This window comes from Cupriavidus sp. 01L46 (assembly GCF_056399905.1).
Genome location: NZ_JBFTSF010000223.1, coordinates 1 through 15,811, shown reverse-complemented (window position 1 = coordinate 15,811; position 15,811 = coordinate 1). Strand labels below are relative to the sequence as shown.

Genomic DNA, 15,811 nt, shown 5'->3' with positions numbered 1-15,811 from the left:
ACGCACAGCAGTTGATAGACGCGTCTTCCATGTCGCACCAGGCGACAATGCCTGAGGACGTGCGGCGCATGATCCTGCTGCTGTTGCCTAGCGGGCGCTGCAGCATCGAACAGGTTGCGGAGCATCTGGGCGTGGTGTGCCGCACGGTCCAGCGCCGGCTGGCAGAACAGGAACAGAGCTTCTCGTCGATCGTGAACGACATCCGTACGGAACTCGCCATACGCCATGTCACCGAGAGCGATCGTCCGTTGACGGAGGTGGCGACCCTGCTTGGTTTTTCCGCGCCGAGCGGATTCTCGCGCTGGTATCACGCGCAATTTGGCTGCAGCCCCAAGGAAAGCAGGGCGGCACGCGGCACATTGCGCCGGCAGACGGCACCTTCACAGACGACCGGAGCATAACCCTAGCAGGGCTTAAGCCGCGTCAGGCCATCGCCAGCGGCAGCCGCTAAGTGAGCCGCCACCGGAGAGATCGAAGTCCTCGCAGCGGAGCCAACTCGGATTTGAATTTTATATTGTCGACAAAAATAAAAAGAAGTACCATGGAGCCGGCGCAGCTTTCCTGGTATGGCATCGGGAAAAGCAGCGCATGCTTGGTTACCAAGGAGGCAAGCTTCCGTGTTCTGCTCAGAAGAATCGCTGGCCATGCGCACAGCCTTGGACGAGAGAGGCATCACAGCGACAGACGATAAGCCAACAGGCAATGGTCCGTACCTCCGCCGGATGGGCTGGGTGATCTGCAAGGGATTTTGCTGGCTCGCCGAGCGGCTGTCCTATGCCACGGCAGCAATGCTGTTGACCGATCTGATTGTGTGGGAAAAGGACGGGTACATCGTGCGCAAATACCTGAACATCGATGCGCTTCCCGGATCCGACGAGCAGGCTCGGTAGCAGAACACGCAAGCTGCGGCCGGCGTCTTGCGCCGCTTTGCCGCGAGCGCGGTGGGTCCCGTTGGCTCTTGCGGTACCCGCAATCTGCCTGATTCTCCACGTGAGGTAAGATCCTGGGCGCTGCAAGCGGTGTCGTGCCGACCAAGGGCGGCACCCGACCCGTTCCCCAATCATCGGAAGGACTTACCATTCATGGGCAGGCTCAAGACTACCAACACGCCGGAATTGCAGTCGCTGCTTGCACCGCAAATACCGCAGAATCCGGTCACGCTGGCTGTCGAGCAGGCGCTTATGCATGGACGCGACTGGTCGGCATCAGTCGCTGACCAGATCGCGGTACGGCTGGCGGGCCTGATTACGATCGACGTGATCCACGCAGGCCAGCGCTTGCTGGAGAAAGACATCAGCGAGGTCCTGGCGGTCAGCCGCGCTCCTGTGCGCGAGGCCTTGCGCATTCTGGAGCGGGAGCGTTTGATTGAGTTCCGTCCCCGGCGCGGTGCCATCGTCACCGAGCCCAATGCCCAGGACCTGCGGGATATCTACGTCGTGCGGGACGCGCTGTTCGAGATCCTGCTCAGACAGTTGATGGAAGAGCGCGCGGACGCGCTGGAAGCATTGTTCGAGCAATTCATTCCGCAGTTCAGCAAGGCCGCCGAGGAATCGGTGGACGCCTATATCAGCGTGACCTTCCTGGCAAACATGGCCATGGCTGATCTGTCCAGCAACCGGCTGGTAGGGGAGGTGCTGAACTCTATCTCGCTGCGGGTCCTGCGCTATGTGCGGCTGGGGCTCGCATCCCATCCCGGCTCGCTGGAGAATTCCCTCAAGACCTGGCGTGCCCTGCAGCGCGCCGTAACCAAGCGGGACATCGAAGCGGTCTTGCAGACCGCGCACAAGCGCATCGGAAACTCCCGGGAAGCTGCAGTCCGTGCGCTGTCATCCGGCGTCCAGAAAGGCAAGGGCAGCGTTGTCGGCCGCAGCGCTGTGCTGGCGTAGGCCTTCTAAGCCCGCGCGGGCAAGACTGCCCGCCATGGCTCTCTAGTCATCCTCGTCTAGTCATCCTCGCTATCCGCAGGTAGCCAGCGAAGACCGCGATATCAGCTCGCGAGTATGGCTCCCGCCGGGAGACATCAGCACGGGTTAGCAGCGTCTCAAGAGCTGCGCTGCATCGCAAATGGGCTTTGCCCGAATCGAATTCCCCAGAACGACACCGGCTCTTCGGCACCGGCTAGACCGGCGGCTCAATCACCTGCTGCGCACGCGAGAGAGCGAGCCAAAGCACCTGCCGATGCGCGTCACCTCAGAATCTTCCAAAAACTTAAGCGTGGCAGTGACCGCGGGTTCGCCCCAGCGCCGCGCCAAGGCCAGCGCCGCGCGCCCGACTGCGCTGGCTATCCCGCCGCTGTCATCGCACGCGCTCTCGATGTGCGACGCGTTTCAGTCAGTATTATTCATGTCGACAAAAACTATTTCCGGCTGATATCATGGTCCACACCCGAGGCTGGAATAGGGCGTTGATCGGTAGGGGAAGCTGCTGAAGCGCGCCGGCCGTGATCGAACGTTTCGTGGCACTGAGATCTCTCGCGGCGATGGTCGGCTTATGGACAGCCGGGCACGACATGGAGAAGGACAAACGTCGACAACAACCCGGGCGCTGGTGGCGTGATCGGCATCAATTCGGTCGTGAGGGCGTCTGCAGATGGCTATGCGGAGCTCTACGAACGCTTCGTTCGCTGTGATTGCGCCAGGGGTGTAAAAAAACCTAGAGGAGAAGAGACAATGGGATCATTCAGCAAGAGGAGCAAGTTTAATAGTGCGCTCATCGCTGCGGGCGTCATCTGCACTGGCGGCGCCCATGCGCAGAGCAGCGTGACGCTATATGGCGTGGTGGATATGAACGTCGAGTTTGCCAGCCACGTCGGCACCGTGCCAAGCGCAGCCAACAAGTTCAATGCGGGCCCGTCCAACAATGCGTACCGCATGGACTCTGGCGGCCTGTCTGGATCGCGTTGGGGCTTGCGCGGCGTGGAAGATCTCGGCAACGGGCTGAAATCCATTTTTGTCTTGGAAAGCGGCTTTAACCTGGATACCGGCACGTCGCAGCAGGGTGGCCGCCTGTTCGGTCGCCAAGCTTACGTGGGCATGCAAAGCTCGCAGTATGGCCAACTGACTTTTGGCCGGCAGTACACCTCGATGTTCGAAGGCCTCGCGAACTTTGTACCGGCAGCCTTTGCCACCCAGTATGAACCGATCGTGATGCTGACCGGCGCGAACTTCCGCGAGGACAACACTGTCAAGTACACCGGTCGGTTCGGCCCGGTCACCGCACTGGCGCACTGGTCCTTCGGTACCGGCCTGGCATTGCCGACGACGGTGGCCAATGGCCCGCTTCTAGGTGGTAACGGCGAAGTCCCGGGCCAGTTCCGTCGCGATACCGCCTATGGTGCGGCCTTGACCTACATTTCCGGCCCTGTCGGCGTGGCTGTCGCTTACGACCAGTTCAACCCCACCATTTCGAACCCCTTGAACGCTGCTGTCCTCGGGAGCGGAAGCTTCAAGAAGGCAACGATCGCGGCAAGCTATGCGTTTGGCCAGGCAAAGATCATGGGCGGCTACCGCTGGGGTCAGAACAAGGACCAGAATGGCAGCCTGCTTGAACGCGACGACCTCTACTGGATCGGCGCCAACTACCAGGTGACGCCGGCGCTTGGCCTGACGCTCGAATACAACTATGACCACGTCAAGCGCTTTTTCGCGAACACATCGACCCCGAACCCATGGCAAGTTGCTTTCATCGCCGATTACGCCCTCTCCAAGCGGACTGACGTCTACTTGACCACGGCATATGCAAAAAACGCCGGCCTGGGGCTGGATTCCGCGATGATCGCCTACGCGAACAGCCTTTCCCTTGGCAATAGCTACACACTTGCCAGCGGCCAAAGCAACATGCTCGGTGTCGCCGCAGGTATTCGCCACAAGTTCTGAGAGACGGCTTGAAGATTCGCTGCAGAGGTGTTCCGAAAGCGGGATGTCGAAAGAAGAACACCGAGAGCGGCAGGCAAGCATGGCGGGCAAGACGAGACCATGCGCGAGCGATCTGACAGACGTGGGGCGAGCAGCAATGGAAGGCCTGCTGCCCGAGCCCGGGCAGCGAGGGCGGCGCACAATCCCTTGGCTGCGTGCACCGTGAGCGGCGCGTTGCCTGCGATGCGGCCCACATACAATCGAGCGAGCAAAGCTTGCGGTTTCCTGCTACGCGCCTGGGGTTCGAGTCCGCCCCGGCGCCACTCAGGGCGGTAACAGCGCGGCGCGGGCGGCGGCGAGAACCTCGCGATTCAAACCTTCGAGCAACCCCGACGCCGCCCGTGCGTGTTGCCAGTGAAGCGGTACATCAAGCGGGGTGTTCGGCACCAACTCGACGAGCGAACCGTCCTCGAGATGAGGGGCGATCAGTGCCTCCGGATGCAAGCCCCAGCCCATGCCAGCCAATGCCGCGGTCACAAAGGCGTGGGACGAAGGCAGCGTGTGCCGGGGAAGCTCCACGTGCCGATGGCACAAACGCCGCGCCCACCGCGCCTGCAACTCGTCTTTGGTGTTGAACACTAGGCTGGGTGCCAGCGCCAGGCTGCCAGCGCCCACTCCATCGCCGAAATGGCGTTGGCTGAAAGCCGGGCTGGCGGCCGCCAGGTAGCGCATGGAGCCCAGCGGATGGCTGTTGCAGCCAGCGGCAGGACGGGCTGTGGCCGTTACGGCGGCGAGCACTGCGCCGCTGCGCAGCCACTCCGTAGTGTGGTCCTGGTCATCCACGGCCACCTCCATCAGCACGGGACTTTCTGCAGCGAAGGCGGCGATGGCCGGCGCGACCCAGGTGGCCAGGCTGTCGGCATTCACCGCAATGGGCAGCGCTACCCGTGCCATGCCCTCCGGGGCAAGCGCTGGCAGAGCCCCTTGCAATTCCTGCTCGAGCAGCCGCACACGGTCAATGTGTTGGCAAAGCCGGCGGCCCGTCTCCGTGGCCCGGCAGGGCTGATCGCGCACCACCAGCGCGCAGCCTACGCGTTCCTCCAGCACCCGAACGCGCTGCGAAATTGCCGATGGCGTCACATGGAGAGCGCGGGCTGCACGCTCGAAGCTACCCTCCCGAACCACGGCAGCCAAGGCAGATAGGGCAGAGTAGTCAAGCATCAGATAAGTTTGGCTAAATCGAATGAAGAAAAGGTAGTTTGTCTTCATCCGTCAATGCAGGCAAGCTGGATGCATGAATACTTCGCTTGCCTTATCCGTTTCCCTCCAAGGCCTGGCCCTGAGCCTGGGGCTCATCGTGGCCATCGGCGCACAGAATGCATTCGTACTGCGCCAGGGCCTGCGTCGTGAGCATGTGGGCAGCGTGGTGCTGTTGTGCGCCATGGCGGACGCGTTGCTGATTGCAGCGGGTGTCATGGGCATGGCCCAGGCACTGGGGGAGCGCCCCGGGCTCGCGCGTGTCCTGGCGCTGGCCGGTGCCGTCTTCCTGGCGATATATGGATGGCAGGCACTGCGCCGTGCGCGGCATGCTCACCAATTGAAAGCACCTGACGGTGAGAAGGGTCTCAGCAAGGGTGCCGCGTTGGCACAGGCGGCGGCGTTCACGCTGCTCAATCCCCATGTTTATCTGGATACGGTGCTGCTGGTGGGCAGCATCGGTGCCCAGCAACCGGTGGCGCTGCGAGGCTGGTTTGTGGCGGGCGCCAGTTTTGCCAGCCTATTCTGGTTCGGGCTTCTGGGCTTTGGCGCGCGCTGGCTGGCGCCGTGGTTCGCCCGGCCGAGGGCTTGGCAGGTGCTGGATGGTCTCATCGGGACGACTATGTTCGTGTTGTCCGCTCTGCTGGTGCGTCACGTATTCCAAGGGGTGTGAGGTGCTTCCAGGTGCGTCGAATAGGCGACATCTCATGGTTGCGTTTTTCAGCATTCGCCGTGGTGCTCGGTACGTACTATCACCTAATGCTGCTCTGCGTCATTTTATTTGCTACAATTAGGGAAAACCCGATGAGGGTTATCCCTGAAAGGAAGAAAGCCATGAACACCCAATCCGACATCAAGATKACCGACCAACTCGAACGCGAACTGATCGAACGCGAACTGGGTCCCCGCAGCCCGGCCTTCGTCGACGACGTGAAGAGCGCCATCGCCGCCGTGCAATCCGTGCTGGGCCGCCTTCAGAACCAGGCACGCAAGGCAAAGATCGTCTTCGCGAACGGCTGATCGCCCGAGCACCGACATCAAGATTCAAGAGTGAATGCTGCCGTAGTACGTCGTAGTTAACTGTTGTAGTTTGTTGTTGATGTATGTAGTTTTGGTTTGACGGCTTAAATGCTGCCCGTCGCGGAGATGCGCTAACGCATCTGTCCTGGCGAGGGACAGCAGGCACCTGTCAAACCGGCGCGGAACGCTTTCGCGCGGCAAAACCGGCCAACGCGTCGCTCCGAGGAGCGCAGCGCCTTTTGGCCGGTTTTTTTATTTCAGCACCGCGCACGGTGTAGAAGCCCAACAGCTMGGGTGCCGCACGATTGTCGGGAAATACGCGGGCGCCCTGCGGGCGTCAGACAAGGATTCCTGGAAGGTTCAGCCTGCGCTCACCAGCAAGGTCTTGGGTTCCAAGTACGCGCTCATGCCCCAGCGGCCCATTTCGCGCCCCAGCCCCGAATGCTTGAAGCCGCCGAAGGGCGCGCGCGGCTCGTTGGCCAGGGTGTTGACGAGCACGCGGCCCGCATCGATCTGGCGCGCCACACGTTCGCAGCTTTCCGGGTTTGTGCCCAGCACCAGGGCGCTCAGGCCATAGCGCGTGTCGTTGGCAATGGCGATCGCATCGGCTTCGTCCTCGTAGGGGATGATGGTCAGCACGGGGCCGAAGATTTCCTCGCGCGCGATGCGCATCTGGTTGTTGGCACGGGTAAAGAGCGTGGGCTTCACGAACCATCCGGCGTGCAGGCCATCGGGGCGGCCTTCACCGCCTGCCAGCAAGGTCGCACCTTCTTCCTGCCCGAGGTGGATGTAGTTCTGCACCCGCTCCCATTGCTTCTTGCTCACCATCGGGCCGATGTCGGTGTCGGCCTGGCGCGGGTCGCCGGATTGGACATGAGAGACAGCTACTTTCGCGATCTGCTCGAATTCGGTCAGGCGGCTGCGCGGCACGAGGATGCGCGTGCCGGCGATGCAGGCTTGGCCGCTGTTCATGAACCCTGCTTGGAGCACGAGCGGCATGATGGCGGTGAAGTCTGCGTCATCGAGTACCACGGTGGGCGACTTGCCGCCCAGCTCCAGTGTCACGCGCTTCATCGTGGCGGCGCCCGTGGTCACCAGGTGCTGGCCCACGGCGGACGAGCCCGTGAACGAGATCTTGGCGATGCCGGGGTTGCGCGCGATCTCCTCGCCGACCACTTCGCCGCGGCCGTTGACGATGTTGAACACGCCTGGGGGCAGATCGGCTTCGTGCAGTGCTTCGGCCACGATCTGCGTCTGCAGCGCGCTCATCTCGCTGGGCTTGATGACGGCGGTGCAACCGGCTGCCAGCGCGGTGGCCAGCTTGTTGCAGATGAACCCCGCATTGCTGTTCCATGGCGTGATCAGGCCCGCGACGCCCACAGGCGTCTGGATTACCGTGGCCGCGCCTACCTTTTCCTCGAACGCGAAGGACTCCAGTGTGTCGATCGCCTGGGCAATGACGTCGGCAGGATACGTTGCCATCCACTGCCCGCGTACTGAGGGTGCGCCGTATTCCATCAGGATGGCCTCCATCAGCGCGTCTTTGCGCGCGGCCACGGCCCGGTACATGCGCTGCAGGGCCGCAATGCGCTCCGCGCGCGTGGTGCGTGACCAGGCCGGGAATGCAGCCTGTGCTGCCGCGATGGCGCGCTGCGCGTCCTGCGCATCGCCCAGCCGCACCTGGCCGATGACTTCCTCGGTACTCGGGTTGTGGAGGTCGAACCATTCCTGGCCGTGTGGCGTGACGAATTCGCCGTTGATGTAGATGTGCTCAATGCGTTGCATGGTGGCTCCTTGGGGATCGATGCAACGAAGTTTAGGAATGGTTTATTGTTCTGATAAGCCGTCTTGAGGCTGATGAGGTATCCGTAAATTCAGGACAATACATGCACAGAACAGGAATGACCGAGCTGGAAGTGGTTCTGGCCGTCGCGCGCCGCAACAGCTTTCGCGGCGCGGCGCAGGAGCTGGGCATGTCCACCACCGCCGTGAGCAGCGCCGTGGCCGGGCCGGAGGCACGCCTGAAGGTGCGGCTGTTCAACCGCTCGACGCGCAGCGTGGCGCTTACCGATGCCGGGCGACGCTATGTGGAGCGGATTGCGCCGGCACTGGCCGAAATCCAAAGCGCGGGCGAAGAAGCCGGCACCGGCCCCGACGCGCCGAGCGGTACGCTGCGCATCAACGCGCCGCAGGGCGCGGCATCCCTGCTGTTGGAGCCGCTCTTCCTGCAATACGCGCAGCGCTATCCCGAGGTACGCATCGACATCGTGAGCGAGTCGCGCATGATCGACATCGTGGCCGAAGGCTTCGATGCGGGCATCCGCCTCGCCGAATCCGTGCCGCAGGACATGATCGCCGTGCCGCTCTCGCGCGACATCCGCATGCTCGTGGTGGCAACTCCAGAGTACCTGGCGCGCCACGGCACCCCCAGGCACCCGCGCGACCTGCTCCAGCACCAGAGCATCGGCATGCGCATGTCGCACGGCGGCATCTATCACTGGGAGCTGGCAAAAGGCGGCCAGAAGCTGCAAATGGATCTGCCCGTGCGCCTAGCGCTGAACGAGCTGCCGGCCATCAAGCAGGCGGTGCTGCTCGGGCTGGGTACGGGCTTCATCTCCGAGTGGTTCATCGAAGAAGAGCTGAAGGCCGGCGCGCTGGTGCCGGTGCTGGTGCCGTGGTGCCCGTCGTTCGGCGGGCTGAGGATGTACTACTCAGGCCACCGTTTCGTGCCTGCGCGGGTGCGTGCGCTCATCAGCTTGGTTCATGAGCTGGGCTTGGCCGGGGTGCCGTCGCGAGGAGTTCAAGCAGGCTGATTTGAGCGTGTCGCTGTGTCGTCGCGCGTGCAGTGCGTGTGCATCCGCACCGCACTTCACACTGCCTCCGGCGCAGCCGTCCTGCGCATCCTTGTGAGATCGGCTCACAAGCCTTGCGAGTCATTTTCCTTTTGCGGGCGCACCGGATCGCGCTATCGTGAGAGCCCCCTGTGCTTTCTCCCGGTCTTCCCGTGCCCACCATCTCCCCCCGCTTGCTGCTCTGCCTGCTGATTACCTACCTGGTCTGGGGCACGACTTATCTCGCCATCCGTTTCACCCTGGAGAGCTTTCCGCCGTTCCTGATGATGGGCTCGCGTTTTCTCTGCGCCGGCTTGTTGCTGGCGCTGTGGCTGCGCTATCGCGGCGCCGCCATGCCGACCTTGCGCCAGCTGCGCAATTGCGGGGTGCTGGCTGGTTTCCTGCTGGTCGGCGGGATGGGGCTGACGGCGGTCGCGGAGCAGACCATCTCGTCCGGGGCGACCACCGTGATGATTGGCGCGATGCCGATCTTTGGCTTGTTCTGGGGAATTTGCTTTGGCGCGCGGCCGCGCTGGTACGAAGTGCTGGCCATTGCGCTGGGCAGCGCGGGCATCCTGGTGCTGACCGGCGGCGCGGAGTTTCGCGCGAGTGCCACGGGCGTCATGGCTTTGCTGGTGGCCACCGGCAGCTGGTCGTTCGGTTCGCAGATCGCCAGGCGCCTGGATTTGCCGCAGGGCGCGGTGGCGTTTGCCGCCGAGATGCTGCTGGGCGGGGCAATCTTGCTGATCCTGTCTGTTGCGTTCGGCGAGTCCTGGCCGCGGACGGTCAGCAGCCAGGCGTGGTGGGCGTGGGTCTACCTGGTGGTGGCTGGGTCGCTGGTGGCGTTTTCCGCCTATATGTACCTGGTGGCAAACGTCTCGCCGACGGTTTCCTCAAGCTATGTCTACGTGAACCCGCCGGTGGCGCTGGCCGTGGGCGCGTGGCTGGGCAGCGAGCAGATCGCGCCGCAGACGTTTGGTGCGGTGGCGCTGATCCTGGGGGCCGCTCGCATGCCAGAACTCAGGGCTCAGGATTCAGGGCTCGGACTGTTCCTCGATCCACATCGATAGCCGCGCCTTGTACGCCTGCTGGATGTGCCGGCGCGTGATTTGCTCGGCCAGCGCGGGGTCGCGTTGCTCCAGGGCTTCCACTAGCGCGATGTGATCTTCGTAGGAGACCCGGGCGCGTCCCGGCAGCGCCAGCGTGGTGCGTCCCAGCAGTGCCATCGACTCGTGCAGCGAGCGCAAGGTCTTGAGCAGGTAGCGGTTGTGCGCGCAGCGGTGCAGCGTTTCGTGGAAGAGCCGGTTGTTGGCGGCGAGCTTGTCGGGCTGGTCGGCGATGGCCAGGTCGCGCTGGACGATGTCGCGCAGCAGCGAGATTTCCACATCGGTAGCGCGGCGCGCTGCGAGCGCGGCGGCGGTGCCTTCCAGCACCTCGCGCATGACATAGAGCTCGCTCACCATGCTGGCGTCGAGCTGGGTCACCATCATGCCCCGGTTAGGCTCGTTGACGACCAGGCCTTCGGATTCCAGCCGCGACAGCGCTTCGCGCACCGGCGTGCGCGACAGCCCCAGCGAGGCAGCTAGCTCCACTTCGCGCAGGCGGGTACCGGAGGGCAGTTGCCCGGCCTGGATCGCGTTGCGCAGGTGCTGATAGGCCCGCTCGGCGCGGGGCAGCGAGGCGTCGGGGCCGGTGCCGGCCGCGCCGGCTGGATCTGCGGAAATCATTGGGCGGGTGGGATCCCGTTGTGATTGTTCGTTGTTGTGCATTGTCGTGCGTTGATCTGCGTCGCACATGATACCCGCAGGTGGAATATAGTATGTGATATATCAAGACATGCATCCATAAAACAACCGGGAGACGACATCATGAAAGTGTGTATCTATGGCGCCGGCGCCATCGGCGGCTATCTCGGCGTCCAGCTGGCAATGGCGGGCGCCGAGGTCAGCCTGGTCGCACGTGGCGCCCACCTGGCCGCCATGCGCGCCAACGGCCTGCGGCTGCTGAGCGAGGGCGAGGAGAGGGTGGCCAAGGTCAATTGCACCGACGACCCGGCCACGCTGGGGCCGCAGGACTATGTGTTCATCACCCTGAAAGCGCATTCCGTGCCGGGCGTGGTGGACCTGATGCAGCCGTTGCTTGGTCCCAGGACGGCGGTGGTGACGGGCGTCAACGGCATCCCTTACTGGTACTTCCATCAGCACGGCGGCCCGCTCGCGGGCACCAGGCTGGAAAGCGTCGACCCGGGCGGGCGCCAGTGGCGCGGCCTGGGGCCGGAGCGGGCGATCGGCTGTGTGCTCTATCCCGCCGCCGAGATCGCCGCGCCCGGCGTGATCCGCCATGTCTATGGCAAGAAATTCCCGCTGGGCGAGCCCGACGGCAGCAAGTCGGCGCGTGTGAGCCACCTGAGCGAAATGATGGTGGCCGGCGGCCTGGAGGCACCCATCCGCGACAATATCCGCGACGAGATCTGGCTCAAGTTGTGGGGCAACCTGTGCTTCAACCCGATCAGCGCGCTCACGCATGCCACGCTGGATATCATCACTGCCGATCCGGCCACCCGTGGGCTATCGCGCGCAATGATGCTGGAAGCGCAAGCGATTGCGGAACGCTTTGGCGTGCGGTTCCGGGTTGATGTGGAGCGCCGCATCGACGGTGCCGGCGCGGTTGGGGCCCACAAGACTTCCATGCTGCAGGACCTGGAGGCAGGGCGGGCCATGGAGATCGACCCCCTGCTGACGGTGGTGCAGGAAATGGGCCGGTTGGTGGAGCAGCCCACGCCGATGGTGGACGCGGTGCTGGGCCTGATCAAGCAGCGTGAACGGATGGCGCAGGCGGCTTGAGCGCGGATGCCGGGCCGGTCGGGAAGAAAGGATGGCGCCGGCCGGTTTCGGCGGCGCACCATCTGATATACCATATACGTAAAACCGCCACCCTGGCAGCCGATTTATATCAATTGTGCATTTTCCTATGCATTCAGCTCATGCAATGGCTGCTTTTGGTAAGCTAAGCGGGAAGCCGCAGGCGACCGTCCCGTCCGCCGCGGCGCTGGTTTCAACAAGAGCCCATTCATGTCTGCGCAAACTCAATCCGCGGTCCAGCCTGCTGCACTGACCCTGTCCCTCCAACCCATCAACGCCGGTGCCAGCCTGCGCGACCAGGCATACGCCATGCTGCGCCAGGCCATTGCCGACGCCGACATCTATCAGTCGACCGAGGAAATCCGGCTGGACGAGCGAGTCCTGAGCGAGGCGCTGGGCGTGAGCCGCACCCCGATCCGCGAAGCCATGACGCTGCTGGAGCAGGAAGGTTTCCTGCGCACCGTGCCGCGCCGCGGCATCTACATCATGCGCAAGACCAAGCGTGAGATCGTCGAGATGATCCAGGTGTGGGCCGCGCTSGAGAGCATGGCCGCGCGCCTGGCCACGCTGAACGCCAGCGACCAGGAGATCGCGCAACTGCGCCATATGTTCGACAGCTTCCGCGATGCCACGCCGGCCGAGCATATCGAGGAATACTCCGACGCGAACATCGCCTTCCACCAGGCGATCGTGCAGTTGTCGAAGTCGCAGATCATCATGGATTCGATCAAGAACATCTTTATCCATGTGCGCGCCATCCGGAAGATGACGATCTCGCAAAGCGATCGTGCTTCGCGCTCCATCGTCGATCACCTGCGCATCATCGAGGCGCTGGAAAAACGCGACACCGAACTGGCCGAGAAGCTGGTGCGCCAGCATTCGCTGGATCTGGCTGACTATGTCGAGAAGAACTGCGACTTCCTGGATTGAAGGCTGAAACCTGAGGTGCCTGCCTCTGGCAATAAAGAACGGCGGACATCGTCCTGGCCGTTAACAAAATCTGCCCCGATTCTTACATTCGAAAGAAATTCCTTTCTCCGCAACGCCCCCTCCGAGGGGGCGAATCCACTGGAGCGGCTGGGGGGCTGCGCGATGGTGCGTAGATTTTCGTCTAAGGAAAGTAGATAGTTATTCATGTAGCTATGTTGGTGTGCTACGAATTGCAATTCTCTTGATCCTCCCGCGCGCACGAATCGTTCGAGTCACTTGAAGGTTACTAGCGGACCGCAGCGCTGCGCTACCTCTCGCCACAGAAACAATGAGCGTTGTTTGTGTAGGCATAGAGAACGCCGCGCGAAGATTGCGACGGCGTGTACGCCTTAGCCCATCTCCCGACTTCCTGTGCCGCGTCAGGGACCGTAACGCCTGGTCGACACGACTCTATGCGGGGACGCCATGGAAGATGAAAAAGACGGACGAACCCCACAGCGAATACCGAGGCACCTGTGGGCGATGTTGCGAGCGCGGGTTAGCGAATGGTTCATTGGGGGCGTCCTCCTGGCAATCACCGGCTTCGCGCCGCAGGAATTCATCGCTCAACTGATCCGCTATATTGCGGCGCCAGAGAGGGTGGAGCATTTGTCGCGCTTGGCGCTCGATGCCCGGCCGGCGATTGTCTTTGTTGGAATCGCGATCATTGTGGCTGATGCGCTGTATCGGAACCGGCACCGGCCGGTCACTGCTGTCCCAGGAGGGCCGCCGCTCACTGAGGATGGAGCGGGGCGTTTGCAACCTAACGGCAGGGCGCTGGTGGAAAGCGAACCGAGTGAACCGGAAGCATTACCACTCCCAAATAACTCATGGCTATCGGAGGGGCGAGTGATACTGGTCGTGCTTCCGTTCGAAAGTCTCGGTGGCGGCGGCAAATATGATTACTTCAGTGAGGGCTTAACCGAGGATATGATCACCCAACTTGCCCGGCTCAGCCCGGAGCGCCTGGGTGTCATCGCCCGGACTTCGGCGATGCGCTACAAATCCACGACCAAGACCATTCATCAGATTGGCCAAGACCTCGGGGTTTCCCACGTGCTTGAGGGAAGCGTCCGGCGTGCCGGAGATCGGGTACGGGTTGCGGCGCAGCTCATCCGGGTAAGCGACGAAACGCACCTTTGGGCCGAGACCTACGAGGGGAACCGACATGACATCCTGGCACTCCAGATCGAGGTAGCCAAGGCAATTGCCCGCGAAATTGAGATCAAGCTCACGCCGCACGAGCAAGGGCGTTTAGACCGTACTCCTGCCATTGATGCGCAGGCGCACGAGGCGTATCTCAAGGGGCGTCACTTCTGGTCCAAGCGCACCGAAGAAGGAATGCGAAAGAGCATTGAGTATTTTCAGCTCGCTATTGGACACCAGCCGAACTTTGCGGCCGCCTATGATGGAGTGGCCGATGCCTACACGATGCTTGCATGTCGCGGCGTGAGCCCTGCGCGCGAAACGTTTCATAAAGCAAAGATGGCGGCCAGGAAAGCGCTGCAGATTGAGCCCGATTTGGGTGAGGCTTATGCGTCACTGGCCCATGTGCGTTTGCACGATTGGGATTGGGTCGATCTGGAACAGGATTTTCTGCGCGCCATTGAACTGAATCCAGGACACGCGATCGCCTATTATTGGTACGCGGAATATCTCATGATGGCAGGCAGAGCCGAAGAAGCCATTGCCAGGGTCAGGCAGTCCCAACAGATGGATCCGTTGAATTCAGTGCTGAATTCATCTGTTGCCATCATCTTGTACCTTGCTCGGCGATACGATCAGGCACGGGAAGAACTTCGTAAAGCCCTGGAAATCGATCCAAACCATTTTCTGCTTCACCTCAGGCTGGGATTGGTCTACCAGCAACAGAAGTTGTTCCATGACGCAATCGAGGAGATGCAGAAGGCTGTAACGCTTTCCGGGAGGAGCACAGAGGCGCTGACGGGGCTGGCCCAGACCTACGCTGCCGCCGACATGAGAGCGGCCATGCAGCAAATCGTGGATGCGCTGGAGACGGAATCCGAAAAGCACTACGTCCACCCCTACAACATGGCGAAAGTGTTTGGTTCGCTCGGGGACAAAGAGCAGACCCTCGGCTGGCTGGAAAAAGCCTACGATGAGCACAGTCCTGACTTCATTGAGCTCAGAACAGAACCTACCTTCGACAGCGCTCGCTTCGATCCCAGATTCTCTGCGCTGGTATCCCGCGTCGGGTTCAACCAGATCTGAAGGACGAGGCTCTGTGATGGGCGGGGTCGGGAACCGCCAGCCAGAGCCGCTGAATCTCCTTCGGGCGGCCCCCTTTCGGAAGGTCGCTGATTCAGTGCTTGCGGGTTTCCCCTCAATTCTGGGCACGGATCGCGGTGAGACAATCCAGCCGTATCGCACGAATTATGCATCGTAGCGATCCAATGCTCGCAGACCAACCGAAGGGAGATGAATATGCATCGCTTTGTCGCTCYTTCCGCTGTCCCAATYGCTTTTGCCTGTGGCTACCTTACWGCCCATACGGGACTGYCGCCGGCCCACGCGCAAATCCCGCCCGCCACATTGGCGCCGCAGATCRTCAACTTGGTCGCCATGAGCAATGAAGACATCGGACCGCAGGTTCCCAATATGGGCACGCTACGTACGAAAGGGCTGGTGGCGACGCCACAAGGGACMGTTGCAGTGCAATCGGGCAACGTTCCGAAGCACTACCACACCAGCGCCGACGAGATCCAGTATGTCATTTCAGGAAAGGGCACATTCTGGCTGGGCAGTGAACAGCGCGAGGTCGGCCCGGGCGACCTGATTATCATTCCAAAGGGTGTCGCGCACGCGRGTTCGATCGCAACCAGYGGCGATTTCAAGGCGCTGGCAATCAAGTTGCCGCCGCAGGCTGCCGGGGATACCCATATGCTTCCCTGAAACGATGCGCACTGCCGGGAATAGGTTCAGGCTCAATGCCTTGTTCCATTCATCGTCATCCAGCACGCTGAAGCCACCGGCCGGTGCAGATGAGCCGCCCACGACG

At 62.2% G+C, this 15,811-nt stretch carries 15 protein-coding genes and 1 pseudogene; 12 read left to right on the top strand and 4 right to left on the bottom strand.

Annotation, left to right across the window (positions count from 1 at the left end):
* The 4 genes from AC1DS3_RS28630 to AC1DS3_RS28615 form a co-directional block, all read left to right on the top strand.
* Window positions 1-401 (top strand): helix-turn-helix transcriptional regulator (locus AC1DS3_RS28630; RefSeq protein WP_477128420.1); only part of this gene is annotated, 401 nt, incomplete at its 5' end.
* Window positions 402-617: 216 nt separating this feature from the next.
* The gene (locus AC1DS3_RS28625) at window positions 618-890 is read left to right on the top strand and encodes a hypothetical protein (RefSeq protein WP_441639896.1); all 273 of its coding nucleotides are present in this window, start codon (window positions 618-620) and stop codon (window positions 888-890) included.
* Window positions 891-1,115: 225 nt separating this feature from the next.
* On the top strand, window positions 1,116-1,886 hold the full coding sequence (locus AC1DS3_RS28620; RefSeq protein WP_477128419.1) for a GntR family transcriptional regulator: 771 nt from the start codon (window positions 1,116-1,118) through the stop codon (window positions 1,884-1,886).
* Window positions 1,887-2,669: 783 nt separating this feature from the next.
* On the top strand, window positions 2,670-3,875 hold the full coding sequence (locus AC1DS3_RS28615; protein ID WP_441639894.1) for a porin: 1,206 nt from the start codon (window positions 2,670-2,672) through the stop codon (window positions 3,873-3,875).
* Between the two features lie 303 nt (window positions 3,876-4,178).
* Here AC1DS3_RS28615 and AC1DS3_RS28610 read toward each other — a convergent pair whose 3' ends face one another.
* Window positions 4,179-5,075, bottom strand: coding sequence for a LysR family transcriptional regulator ArgP (locus AC1DS3_RS28610; protein WP_441639942.1), 897 nt, complete (start codon window positions 5,073-5,075; stop codon window positions 4,179-4,181).
* A gap of 73 nt (window positions 5,076-5,148) precedes the next feature.
* Here AC1DS3_RS28610 and AC1DS3_RS28605 point away from each other — a divergent pair, with 73 nt between their 5' ends.
* Both AC1DS3_RS28605 and AC1DS3_RS28600 read left to right on the top strand, forming a co-directional pair.
* The gene (locus AC1DS3_RS28605; RefSeq protein ID WP_441639893.1) at window positions 5,149-5,784 is read left to right on the top strand and encodes a LysE/ArgO family amino acid transporter; all 636 of its coding nucleotides are present in this window, start codon (window positions 5,149-5,151) and stop codon (window positions 5,782-5,784) included.
* A 161-nt stretch (window positions 5,785-5,945) separates the two neighbouring features.
* Window positions 5,946-6,131: a hypothetical protein gene (locus AC1DS3_RS28600; RefSeq protein WP_477128418.1), complete on the top strand. Its 186-nt coding sequence runs from the start codon at window positions 5,946-5,948 to the stop codon at window positions 6,129-6,131.
* Window positions 6,132-6,491: 360 nt separating this feature from the next.
* On the opposite strand, the gene AC1DS3_RS28595 is transcribed toward AC1DS3_RS28600, so the two are convergent.
* On the bottom strand, window positions 6,492-7,916 hold the full coding sequence (locus AC1DS3_RS28595) for an aldehyde dehydrogenase family protein (RefSeq protein WP_441639892.1): 1,425 nt from the start codon (window positions 7,914-7,916) through the stop codon (window positions 6,492-6,494).
* Window positions 7,917-8,017: 101 nt separating this feature from the next.
* On the opposite strand from AC1DS3_RS28595, the gene AC1DS3_RS28590 reads away from it, so the two are divergent.
* Together AC1DS3_RS28590 and AC1DS3_RS28585 are read left to right on the top strand one after the other, a co-directional pair.
* A complete protein-coding gene (locus tag AC1DS3_RS28590; RefSeq protein WP_441639891.1) occupies window positions 8,018-8,944 on the top strand; it encodes a LysR family transcriptional regulator in 927 nt (308 codons plus the stop codon).
* Between the two features lie 200 nt (window positions 8,945-9,144).
* Window positions 9,145-10,032, top strand: a complete 888-nt coding sequence (locus tag AC1DS3_RS28585; protein ID WP_441639941.1) for an EamA family transporter — start codon at window positions 9,145-9,147, stop codon at window positions 10,030-10,032.
* On the opposite strand, the gene AC1DS3_RS28580 is transcribed toward AC1DS3_RS28585, so the two are convergent.
* Window positions 9,997-10,689: a GntR family transcriptional regulator gene (locus AC1DS3_RS28580; protein ID WP_441639890.1), complete on the bottom strand. Its 693-nt coding sequence runs from the start codon at window positions 10,687-10,689 to the stop codon at window positions 9,997-9,999. The genes AC1DS3_RS28585 and AC1DS3_RS28580 overlap by 36 nt on opposite strands.
* A gap of 141 nt (window positions 10,690-10,830) precedes the next feature.
* On the opposite strand from AC1DS3_RS28580, the gene AC1DS3_RS28575 reads away from it, so the two are divergent.
* The 4 genes from AC1DS3_RS28575 (at window position 10,831) to AC1DS3_RS28560 (ending at window position 15,705) form a co-directional block, all read left to right on the top strand.
* Complete coding sequence (locus AC1DS3_RS28575) at window positions 10,831-11,805, top strand: 2-dehydropantoate 2-reductase (protein ID WP_441639889.1); 975 nt, start codon at window positions 10,831-10,833, stop codon at window positions 11,803-11,805.
* A gap of 228 nt (window positions 11,806-12,033) precedes the next feature.
* Window positions 12,034-12,753 carry a GntR family transcriptional regulator gene (locus AC1DS3_RS28570; RefSeq protein WP_183034614.1) on the top strand — a complete coding sequence of 240 codons (720 nt, stop codon included), beginning with the start codon at window positions 12,034-12,036 and terminating at the stop codon, window positions 12,751-12,753.
* Window positions 12,754-13,218: 465 nt separating this feature from the next.
* A complete protein-coding gene (locus tag AC1DS3_RS28565; RefSeq protein ID WP_441639888.1) occupies window positions 13,219-15,024 on the top strand; it encodes a tetratricopeptide repeat protein in 1,806 nt (601 codons plus the stop codon).
* A 213-nt stretch (window positions 15,025-15,237) separates the two neighbouring features.
* Entirely contained in the window at window positions 15,238-15,705 is a 468-nt protein-coding gene (locus AC1DS3_RS28560; protein WP_477128417.1) for a cupin domain-containing protein, read from the top strand.
* A 3-nt stretch (window positions 15,706-15,708) separates the two neighbouring features.
* Here AC1DS3_RS28560 and AC1DS3_RS28555 read toward each other — a convergent pair.
* Window positions 15,709-15,811: pseudogene (locus AC1DS3_RS28555) on the bottom strand (short-chain dehydrogenase); the annotation flags it as partial.